The 10,784-nt window shown below is 70.4% G+C and carries 9 protein-coding genes; 7 read left to right on the forward strand and 2 right to left on the reverse strand.

Features of this window, described 5'->3' with window-relative positions:
• The 7 genes from I9P22_RS21140 to I9P22_RS21170 form a co-directional block, all read left to right on the forward strand.
• Positions 1-781, forward strand: a 781-nt coding sequence (locus I9P22_RS21140; protein WP_233253517.1) for an IclR family transcriptional regulator, incomplete at its 5' end; no start/stop codon positions are given.
• Positions 778-1,947, forward strand: a complete 1,170-nt coding sequence (locus tag I9P22_RS21145; RefSeq protein ID WP_199261854.1) for an acetyl-CoA acetyltransferase — start codon at positions 778-780, stop codon at positions 1,945-1,947. The genes I9P22_RS21140 and I9P22_RS21145, both read left to right, overlap by 4 nt.
• Positions 1,944-3,545, forward strand: coding sequence for an acyl-CoA synthetase (locus I9P22_RS21150; protein ID WP_199261856.1), 1,602 nt, complete (start codon positions 1,944-1,946; stop codon positions 3,543-3,545). Before I9P22_RS21145 ends, I9P22_RS21150 begins: the two co-directional genes overlap by 4 nt.
• The gene (locus tag I9P22_RS21155) at positions 3,542-4,369 is read left to right on the forward strand and encodes a PCC domain-containing protein (RefSeq protein WP_199261858.1); all 828 of its coding nucleotides are present in this window, start codon (positions 3,542-3,544) and stop codon (positions 4,367-4,369) included. Before I9P22_RS21150 ends, I9P22_RS21155 begins: the two co-directional genes overlap by 4 nt.
• Positions 4,366-5,127, forward strand: a complete 762-nt coding sequence (locus tag I9P22_RS21160; RefSeq protein WP_199261860.1) for an SDR family NAD(P)-dependent oxidoreductase — start codon at positions 4,366-4,368, stop codon at positions 5,125-5,127. Before I9P22_RS21155 ends, I9P22_RS21160 begins: the two co-directional genes overlap by 4 nt.
• A 438-nt stretch (positions 5,128-5,565) precedes the next feature.
• Entirely contained in the window at positions 5,566-7,896 is a 2,331-nt protein-coding gene (locus I9P22_RS21165) for a cache domain-containing protein (RefSeq protein WP_199261862.1), read from the forward strand.
• Between the two features lie 79 nt (positions 7,897-7,975).
• Positions 7,976-8,587 carry a response regulator transcription factor gene (locus tag I9P22_RS21170; protein ID WP_199261864.1) on the forward strand — a complete coding sequence of 204 codons (612 nt, stop codon included), beginning with the start codon at positions 7,976-7,978 and terminating at the stop codon, positions 8,585-8,587.
• A 28-nt stretch (positions 8,588-8,615) separates the two neighbouring features.
• On the opposite strand, the gene I9P22_RS21175 is transcribed toward I9P22_RS21170, so the two are convergent.
• Together I9P22_RS21175 and I9P22_RS21180 are read right to left on the reverse strand one after the other, a co-directional pair.
• Entirely contained in the window at positions 8,616-9,953 is a 1,338-nt protein-coding gene (locus tag I9P22_RS21175; RefSeq protein ID WP_199261866.1) for a sigma-54-dependent transcriptional regulator, read from the reverse strand.
• On the reverse strand, positions 9,950-10,784 hold an 835-nt coding region (locus tag I9P22_RS21180; protein WP_233253518.1), incomplete at its 5' end, for a sensor histidine kinase. The genes I9P22_RS21180 and I9P22_RS21175, both read right to left, overlap by 4 nt.

The raw sequence follows: 10,784 nt of genomic DNA on the forward strand, positions 1-10,784 counted from the left end.
CGGCGCGCAGGCGGTGGCGCGGGCGCTGTCGCTGCTGTCGCTGGTCGGCAGGGGCGGCAGCGCCGGGCTGGGGCTGGCGGAACTGGCCGCCGCCTCGGGGCTGACCAGGCCCACGGTGCGGCGGCTGCTGCTGGCGCTGGCATCGGCGCGCATGGTCGAGCAGGACCGCCGCACCCGGCGCTATCACCTGGGCCCTGAGACCTATCTGCTGGGCAGCTTCGCCGCCGAGCGCCACGGCATCCTGCATCACGCCCGCGAATCCATGCTGCGGCTGGCGCGCGAGACCGGCGATGCGGTGCTGCTGACCGTGCCGCAGGGCGACCATACGCTGTGCCTGGAACGCATCGAGGGCGATTTCCCGGTCCGCACCCACGCGCTGATGCGCGGCGACCGCAAGCCCGCCGGCGTCGGCGCCGGAGCGCTGGCGATCCTGGCCGCCCTGCCAGCGCCCGAGGCCGATGCGCTGCTGCGCCGGGTGGCGCCGCTGATCGAAGACCTGGCCCCCGGCCTTACCCCGGCGCTGGCCGACGACCTCGCCCGCGCGCGCGAGACGGGCGTGGCGCTGAATCCGGGCCGGGTGGTGCCGGGCTCCTGGGGCCTGGGCATCGCCATCCTCTGGCCGGACGGCCGCCCGGCCGGCGCGCTTTCCATCGCCGCCATCGAGAACCGCATGGACGAGGCGCGCCGCGCCGAACTGGCCACCCTGCTGCTGCGCGAGGCGCGGCTGGTCGAATCCCGTCTCGCCGCGCTCGAGACGCAACCGAAAAGGAACATCGCATGAGTGATCCGCTGATCGTCGGCTGGGCGCATACGAAATTCGGCAAGGCCGAGGCGCCCGACACGCTGGCCCTGATGACCGAAGTGGCGCGGCCGGCGCTGGACCACGCGGGCCTTGGCGCCGATGCCGTCGACGGCATCTTCGTCGGCGTCTACAACAACGGCTTCTCGCGGCAGGATTTCCAGGGCGCGCTGGTCGCCATGGGCACGCCGGAACTGGCGGGCGTGCCCTTCATGCGCACGGAAAACGCCTGCGCCACCGGCTCGGCCGCGCTCTATGCGGCAGCGGATTTCATCGCCTCGGGGCGCGGCAAGGTGGCGCTGGTGATCGGCGCCGAGAAGATGAGCGCGACCCCCGGCGACCAGGTCGGCGACATCCTGCTGTCGGCCAGCTACGTTCCCGAAGAGGGCGAGATCCCCGGTGGTTTCGCCGGCGTCTTCGGCCGCATCACCGAAAGCTATTTCCAGCGCCACGGCGACCGCTCCGAGGAACTGGCGATGATCGCCGCCAAGAACCACGAAAACGGCATGCGCAACCCCTATGCGCATATGCAGAAGCCTTTCGACCTCGCCTTCTGCAACACCATCTCGGACAAGAACCCGCGCGTGGCCGGGCCGCTGCGGCGCACGGATTGCTCGCTGGTCTCGGACGGGGCGGCGGCGCTGGTGCTGGCCGCACCCGAGGTGGCGGCGGAACTGCAGCGCGCCATCCGCTTCCGCGCCCGCGCCCAGGCCGGCGACCTGCTGGCGCTGTCGCGGCGCGATCCCATCGCCTTCGACAGCCCGCACCGGGCTTGGGCGGCGGCATTGGAGCAGGCGGGTTTGGGCATCGCGGACCTGTCGCTGGTCGAGACGCATGACTGCTTCACCACCGCCGAGATGATCGAATACGAGGCCATGGGCCTTGCCCCGCGCGGCCAGGGCTGGCGCGTCATCCGCGACGGCGTGACGCGCTTCGACGGCGCGCTGCCGGTGAACCCCTCGGGCGGGCTGAAGTCGCGCGGCCATCCCATCGGCGCCACCGGCGTCTCGCAGCATGTCATGGTCGCCATGCAGCTGGCCGGCGATGCCGGCGCCATGCAGGTGCCCGGCGCCACGCTGGGCGGGGTCTTCAACATGGGCGGCGCGGCGGTCGCCAGCTATTGCTCGATCCTGGAGCGCGTGAAATGACCGAACCCGCCACCGATCCGGCCGGCGGCCAGCGCCCGGTTTCGACCCGGGTGATGAACCTTGCCACCTTCCTGACCCAGGCCGCGCGGCGCGACCCCGACGGCATCGCGCTGGTCATGGGCGAGGCGCGCTGGACATGGGCCGAATTCGAGGCCCGCGCCGACGCGCTGGCCCATGCGCTTCAGACCCGCTTCGGCCTGCAAAAGGGCGACCGGGTGATGTGCCAGTCCCAGAACTGCATGGAGATGATGCAGGCCATGTTCGCCACCTGGCGCGCAGGCGGCGTCTGGGTGCCGGCGAATTTCCGCCAGACGCCCGAGGAAGTGGCCTGGCTGACCGAATCCTCGGGCGCGACGCTGATGTTCTGCAACGCCGCCTTCCCCGAGCACGCTGCCGCCTGCGGGGTGACCACGCTGGCCTTCGGCGCGGCAGATTTCGGCCCCTCGGTGCAGGCGATCACCGCCGGGCACATGGGAAGCCGCCCTCAGGTCGCGGCGGTGGATCGCGACGATCCCTGCTGGTTCTTCTTCACCTCGGGCACCACCGGCCGGCCCAAGGCCTCGGTGCTGACCCATGGCCAGATGGGTTTCGTGGTCACGAACCACCTGGCGGACCTGATGCCGGGGCTGACGGGCGACGACGCCTCGCTGGTGGTGGCGCCGCTGTCGCATGGCGCGGGGGTGCATCAGCTGACGCAGGTGGCGCGCGGGGTGAAGACCGTGCTGCTGCCGACCGAGCGTTTCGACGTGGCTCAGGTCTGGGGTCTGGTGCGGGAATGGCGCGTCTCGACCATGTTCACCGTGCCGACCATCCTGAAGCTGCTGGTCGAGCATCCGGCGACGGCCGGGGCCGATACCGCGTCGCTGCGCTATGTGATCTATGCCGGCGCGCCGATGTATCGGGTGGACCAGCAAAGGGCGCTGCGCACCCTCGGCAAGGTGCTGGTGCAATATTTCGGCCTGGGCGAATGCACCGGCAACATCACCGTGCTGCCCGCGCATCTGCACGAGGCCGAGGACGGACCGACCGCCCGCATCGGCACCTGCGGCCATGCCCGCACCGGCATCGAGATCCAGATCCAGGACGACCAGGGCCGCGAATTGCCGCCCGGCCAGACCGGCGAGATCTGCGTCGTCGGCCCCGCCGTCTTCGCCGGCTACTACCGGAACCCGCAGGCCAATGCGAAGGCCTTCCGCAACGGCTGGTTCCGCACCGGCGACCTGGGCCACATGGACGAGGCGGGGTTCCTCTATATCACCGGGCGCGAGTCGGACATGTTCATCTCGGGCGGCTCGAACGTCCATCCGCGCGAGATCGAGGAAAAGATCCTGACCCATCCCGCGATTTCCGAAGTCGCCGTGCTGGGCGTGCCCGACCCGCTCTGGGGCGAGGTCGGCTGGGCGATCTGCGTCGCCGCCGCCCCGGTGACCGAGGAGGAGCTGGCGGCGTTCCTGGCCCCGAAGCTGTCGCGCTACAAGCTGCCCAGGCGCTTCCTGTTCTGGGACGCCCTGCCGAAATCGGCCTATGGCAAGATCACCAAGAAGATGATCCGCGAGGAACTGGAGGCGCGCGGCTTGCTGGAGCAGGCCCCGGCATGAACATGGTCCACCCCGGCCCCCGCGCCGCCGAGCGCATCGAGGCCCGGCGCGCCGCGCTGCGTCCCATCCACGGCAGGCTGCGCGCCGGGCAGACGGTGATGCAGGCGGTGGGCGAGCTGTTCGCCGAGCACGGCTGCAAGGGCGGCGTGCTTTCGCTGGCGGGCGTGACCTGCGCGCCGATGCGCTATGTCCTGCCGGCGCTGTCGAGCGACGGGCTGCACGCGGCCTGGTATTCCGCGACCCACGCGCCCGCGGGCCGCTGGACCATCGAAAGCGCCACCGCAACGGTCGGCTGGAAAGAGGGCGCACCCTTCCTGCATTGCCATGGCATCTGGTCGGACGGCCACGACATCGCCATGGGCCACCTGCTGCCGTTCGACTCGACCGTCGCCGAGGACGTGACGGTCGAGGGGCTGGGCGCGGCAGAGACATGGTTCGAGGCCCTGCCCGACCCGGAAACCGCCTTCACCCTGTTCACCCCGCAGGGCGACGGCGACGGTCCCGGGCTTTTCGCCCGCATCCTGCCCGGCGAGGATGTGATCACGGCCATCGAGGCGCTGGCCGCCCGCCACGGCATCCGCGATGCCCGCCTGCATGGCGTCGGCAGTATCGACCATATCCGCTTCGCCGAGGGGCATCGCATGGACTGCCTGGCCACCGAGCTGCGCCTCGACGGCGCGCGGCTGGCCCAGGGCGCAGCGCATGTCCCGATCTCAGTCGTGGACATCCACGGCCATATCGCGCGCGGCACGCTGGAACGGGGCGCCAACCCCTTGGGCGTGACGCTGGAACTCATCATCGAACCGACAGAGGAAACGCCATGAAAACCGCCATCGTCACCGGGGGTTGCCGCGGCATCGGCCTAGCCGCCACCGAGATCTTCCTGGAACAGGGCTGGGCCGTGGCCGTGGTGGACCGCGACACCGAGGAACTGCACCGCGCCTGCGACCCCCTGGAGAACGTCCTGCCCATCGAGGCCGACATCTCGGACCCGCAGGCCGTGGACGGGGTGATCCGCAAGGTGGTCGAACGCTTCGGCCGCGTCGATGCGCTGGTGAACAATGCCGGCGTGGCGCTGTTCTCGCGGGTCGGGCAGACCAGTTTCGAGCAATGGCGCGAGGTCATGGCGACCAACCTGGACGGAGTGTTCCTGTGCACCCAGGCCGCGACCGGGGAACTGGCCAAGACCCGGGGCGCCATCGTCAACATCGCCTCGATTTCCGGGCTCAGGGCCTCGACCCTGCGGGTGGCCTATGGCACCTCGAAGGCGGCGGTGATCCACCTGACCAAGCAATTCGCCGCCGAACTGGGCGAGCATGGCATCCGCGTCAATTGCGTGGCCCCCGGCCCGGTCAGGACCAAGCTGGCCATGGCCGTGCATGCGCCCGAGATCATCGCGGCCTATTACGACGCCATTCCCCTGAACCGCTATGGCGAAGCGCGCGAGATCGCCGAGGCCATCGTCTTTCTGTGCTCGGAGAAGGCCAGCTTTGTTTCGGGCCAGACGCTGGCGGTGGACGGCGGCTTCGACGCCACCGGCGTCGGGCTGCCGGCACTGCGGCGCGAGGACGAACCGGCCTGAACCCGGCTTTGCCGCAAGAACGATACGAATTGACCGGCACCATGCAAAATGCCCACGGTGCCGGTCATGTCATGTCGGGCAATGAACCTGCCCTACTCGTTACTGTCACAACCGGAATCCATTGGCCCCTGAAATACCGCCCGAGGCTTGGCCCGGGCGGCGGCGGGGCCGCGTTCCCAATGCCCGCTCTCTTCCATACCAATCCGGAAAAATAAATTCCGCGCCATTGCCTAGGCAATTCTGCGTATGTGCCAAAGACACGCCGGCGCGGGAAATGCCGGCGGGCCGATGCGCCGCGGCCCGCAAGATGCTAGGAATGCGGTCGGCCCGTGCCGCCGCCCGCCCCGCCCGCATCCGAAAGAGCCTCGACATGACCATGACGCGATGCCCCCGTGGCTCCGCCGCCGAAAGCCGGGATCCGCCCGGCCCTCCGCGCCGATGAAGAAATCGCTGGGCGCCTCGCTGGCCATGGGCATGGCCGGGCTGCAATTCCTGGCCATCCTGCTGGTGGTCTTCTCCTCCTATGTCACCTCGGAACGGGCGCTGATCCAGCACGCCCGCGACCTTTTGCGCGATGTCGGCATCAACACCATCGAACATTCCAAGGGCTTCCTCAGCCCGGCGCAGGGCGCGGCGGAACTGGCCGCGCAGCTGGCGCAGAACCGGGTCATCGCCAGCGACGACACGCCGGTGCTGGAACGGCTGCTGTTCCAGCAGCTGAAGATGGCGCCGCAATTCGCCGGGCTCTATTACGGGCGCGAGGACGGCAGCTTCGTGATGGTCATGCGCAGCCCGGACGGGCCGGCGGAATACCGCTCCAAGATCATCTCGGTCAAGAACGGCCAGCGCCGGATCGAGCTGATCTGGCGCGACGCGAATTTCGCGACGGTCGGGCGGCAGCTGGACCCGGCCGACACCTACGACCCGCGCGACCGTCCCTGGTATGTCAAGGCCAGCAGGGAGCGGCGGACGATCTGGACCGATCCCTATATCTTCTTCTCGTCCCAGCAGCCCGGCATCACCCTGGCGGCGCCGGTGCTGCACGAGGACGGCAGCGTGCGCGGCGCCGTCGGCGTGGATATCGAGATCAGCATGATCTCGGAATTCCTGTCGCGGCTGAACATCGGCCAGCACGGCCGGGCGCTGATCATCAACCACAACGGCGACGTGATCGCGCATCCCGATGCCAGCCTGATCAAGACCCGCAGCGCCGACGGCACCCTGCGCTTCGCCGATATCCGCGAGCTTGGCGACCCCATCGCCCGCGCCGCCTTCGGGCCCCTGGCGCTGGCCGGCGCCCTGCCGGTCAGGCAGGAGACGCCGTCGCAATTCGACTACCAGGGCGCCTCCTACGTCTCGACCATCATGCCGGTGATCAGCGACAAGCTGCCCTGGACCATCGCCGTCTACGCCCCCGAGAACGACTTCACCGGGGTTCTGAAGAAGAACCGCACCCTGAACATCTGGCTGGCGGCGCTGGTCGCGGGGATGACCGGGCTGATCGGGCTGGCGCTGGCCGATTACATCCACCGGCCGGTGCGGGCCTTCGCGGTGCGCACGGCGCTGATCTCGCAGGGCGAGCTGGACCCCGACGCGCCGCTGCCCCGCACCTACAAGGAGCTGGAGCGCGCCAATGACGCCCTGGTCCAGCAGATCGTCGCCCGCCGCAAGACCGAGCGCGAATACGGCCAGACCTTCAACATGGCCTCGCGCGGGATGGCGCAGATCCAGCCCGACAGCGGCCGCTTCATCCGGGTGAACGCGCGGATCTGCGAAATCACCGGCTACAGCGCCCGGGAACTGACGCAGATGCGGCTGCGCGACCTGTTCCATCCCGAGGATCCGACCTTCGTCGGCAAGACCTTCAGCACCGATGGCGGCGAGCTGGCCGTCAACCGCGAGATGCGCTGCATCCGCAAGGACGGCAGCACCATCTGGATCACCCTGAACGAGATCCTGATCCGGGACGAGCACGGCAAGCCGCTGCACGCGGTGCTGACCATGGACGACATCACCCAGAGCAAGCGCGCCGAGACCCAGATCGCCCAGCTGAACAAGGACCTGTCGCACCTGGCGCGCGGCAACACCATGGGCCAGATGGCGGCCGGGCTGGCGCATGAGCTGAACCAGCCGCTGACCGCCATCGCGCAGAATGCCGACACGGCGCTGCTGATCCTGAACGAGCAGCCCGAGGGGGCGCCGCCGGCGCTGCGCGACCTGCGCACCATCCTGGCCGAGATCGAGGGTCAGTCGCTGCGCGCCGGCGAAATCATACGCGCCCTGCGCGGCTTCATCCGCAAGGACGAGGGCGACAGCACCGCGCTGGACCTGGCGCCGTTGGTCGAACAGACCCTGCGCCTGGTCCAGGCCGAGGCGACCGAGGCGCGGGTGGGCCTGCAGACCCTGCTGGACCCCGACCTGCCGCCGGTGCGCGGCAACCGCGTCCAGGTCGCGCAGGTGATCGTCAACCTGCTGCGCAACGCCATCGAGGCGCTGGCCCCCGATCCCACCGCCGACCGCCGCGTCACATTGCGCGCCACGCGCGACGGCGCCATGGTGCGCATCGCCGTCGAGGATACCGGCCCGGGGATCGCGCCGGGGATCAGCCTGTTCTCGCAATTCGAGACCACCAAGCCCGACGGCATGGGGCTGGGCCTGTCCATCTGCCGCTCGATCGTCGAAGCGCATGGCGGGGCGCTGTGGCACGAGGCGCTGCCGGGCCGCGGCTCGCGCTTCCTGTTCACGCTGCCGGTCCATGCCCATGGCTGAGGCCGGCAGGGTTGCCGCCCGGCTTGCAGCCCGGCAAAAACTGACCGATACCCTTTGCGATGCTGAACGCAAGGCTGCCATGTCCGACGTTACCCTGACGATCTTCGTGATCGACGACGACGACGATATTCGCAGGTCCCTGGCGCGTGCGCTGGAACGGCGCGGCTACGCGGTCGAGAGCCACGCCTCGGCGCAATCCTTCCTGGAGGGCTACGACCCGCGCCGCCCAGGCTGCCTGATCCTCGATTACGGCATGCCCGGCATGAACGGGCTGGAATTGCAAAAGCACATGAACGCCATGGGCATGGCGATCCCGATCATCTTCATCACCGGCCATGGCGGCGTGCCCGAGTCGGTGCAGGCGATCAAGGCCGGCGCGGTGGATTTCCTGGAAAAGCCTTTCCGCCAGACCGACCTGCTGGAGCGCATCGAGACCGCCTTCGTCATCGCCCGCGCCCGCCTTGCCGACGAGGAGCAGAGCCGGAACCACCGCGCCCGCTTCGAGCGGCTGACCGCGCGCGAGATGGAGATCGTCGAGCGCATGGTGGCCCGGCCCTCGGAAATCTCCAGCAAGGAGATCGCCGCCGCCCTGGGCATCAGCCCGCGGACGGTCGACCACCACCGCGCCCGCATCCTGGAAAAGCTGAATGCGCGGTCCGTGGCCGAGTTGATCGCGCTGGCCGGCAAGTAACGCCCCGCATCGCCAGCGGTCGGCCTCGCTAGCCGTCGTTGACGCGGAAATCGGCGGGCCTGATGCCGTGCCGGTTCAGCTTGTCGTAGAAGGTCTTGCGCGGCAGGCGCAGCCGGGTCATCGCCTGGGTGGCGTTGCCCTCGGCCAGGCGCAGGGCGTCGCGGATCAGCTCGGCCTCGTATTCCGCCACCAGCTCGGCCAGGCCGGGCGCGTCCTCGGCCGCGCCCGCCGCGTCGAAGGGCGACAGTCCCAGCGCGTGGCTTTCGGCGAATTGCCGCAGCTCGCGCAGGTTGCCGGGCCAGCCATAGCCGGCCAGCCGCGCCTTGACCCGGCCGGTCAGCGGCGCCACCGGCAGGTCCAGCCGCGCCGCCGCCTCGACCAGGAAATGCCGGAACAGCTCGGGGATGTCCTCGCGCCGCTCGGCCAACGGCGGCAGGGTCAGGGTGATGCCCGACAGCCGGTAATAGAGGTCGCTGCGGAACGCCCCCTCGCGCATCAGCCGCGCCAGATCGGCGCTGCTCGAAGCGATCACCCGCAGGTCCAGCGCCCGCGGCGCGGCGGCGCCGGGCGGACGGATCTCGCCCGCCTCGATCAGCGCCAGCAGCGCCGCCTGCAGGGCCGGGGACAGCGCGTCGATCTCGTCGAGGTAAAGCGTGCCGCGATGCGCGCTCTCCAGCCGCCCCGGCAGGCGCGGGCTGCGGCCCTGCGGCTCGGCGCCCAGCATCTCGGCCTCGAAGCGGGATTCGTCCAGCGCGGCGCAGGCGACATGCACGAAGGCCCGGGCGCGGCGCGGGCTCTGGCGATGGATGGCGCGCGCCACCGTCTCCTTGCCCGAGCCGCCGGGGCCGAGGATCAGCACGTCGCCCCCGGTCTCGGCCACGCGGGCGACGGTCTCGCGCAGGTGCAGCATGAACGGGCTCTGGCCGAGCAGCCGGGTCTCGGCCGCGGCGCTGGCCTGCTGCTGCTGCCGCAGCGCCCGGTTCTCCAGCACCAGCGCGCGGGAGGAGGCGGCGCGGGCCAGCGCCGCCGCCAGCGAGCCGCCGCCGACCGGCTTGGTCAGGAAATCGTAGACCCCCTGCTTCAGCGCCGCCACCGCCATCGGCACGTCGCCATGGCCGGTCAGCAAGATCACCGGCAGGTCCGGGTCCAGCGCATGGATGCGCTCGAACAGCTGGAACCCGTCCATGCCGGGCATGCGCACGTCGGACAGCACCACGCCCGGCCAGTCGGGGCCCAGGCCGCGCAGCGCCTCGGCGGGTTCGGTGAAAGGCTCGGGGCGGAACCCGGCGATCTTCAGCGCCTGCACCTGCGCGGCCAGCAGGTCGGGGTCGTCGTCGACCAGGCGGACGAGCGGGGCTTCGGTCACGGCATCCTCGGCAGGTCGAGATGGAAGCTGGCGCCCCGGCCCGGCTGCGGCGGCTCGGCGGTCAGGCTGCCGCCGAAATCCCGCGCGATCTCGTGCGAGATCACCAGGCCCAGGCCCAGGCCCTGCGGCTTGCTGGTGGCGAAGGGGGTGAAAAGCGTGGCGGCGATGTCCGGCGCCAGGCCCGGCCCGTTGTCCGAGACGGTCAGCCGCACCATGCCGTCGCGCTGACTCAGGGCGATGCGCAGCTCGGCATCCGGGCGGCCGGACAGCGCCTCCTGCGCGTTCTGGACCAGGTTCACCAGGATCTGCTCCAGCCGCACCGTCTCGCCCCGCACGGCGAGGTCCGGGGGGATCTGCGGCAGCACCATGCGGATGCCCTCGGCCCGGCGGCGGCTGGCGACCAGCAGCAGCGCCGCGTCCAGCGCCTCCTTCAGCGGGACCGGCCCGATCTCGCCGGTGGCCTTGCGGGCGAAGCTGCGCAGCTCGGTGGTGATCTGGGCGATGCGGTCGGACATGCGCAGGATCCGGCCCAGGTTTTCCGAGACTTCCGGCGGCGCCCCCGGCGGGATCAGCTGCTGGCCGTTCTCGGCCAGAAGGCGGATGGTGGCCAGCGGCGTGTTCACCTCATGCGCAACGCCGGCGGTGATCTGGCCCAGCGTCGCCAGCTTGTTGGCCTGCACCATCTCGCCCTGCAGCTGCGCCAGCCGCTGCTCGGCGGCGCGGCGCTCGCGCATCTCGGCGGTCAGGTCGCGGGTGCGCGCCTCGACCGCACGCTCCAGGTCGGCGCGATAGCGGCGCTCGGCCTCGGCGCGGCGGGCGGCACGAGTGCGG

The sequence above is a fragment of the Paracoccus binzhouensis genome (genome assembly GCF_016446475.1).
Taxonomy (GTDB): Bacteria; Pseudomonadota; Alphaproteobacteria; order Rhodobacterales; family Rhodobacteraceae; genus Paracoccus; species Paracoccus binzhouensis.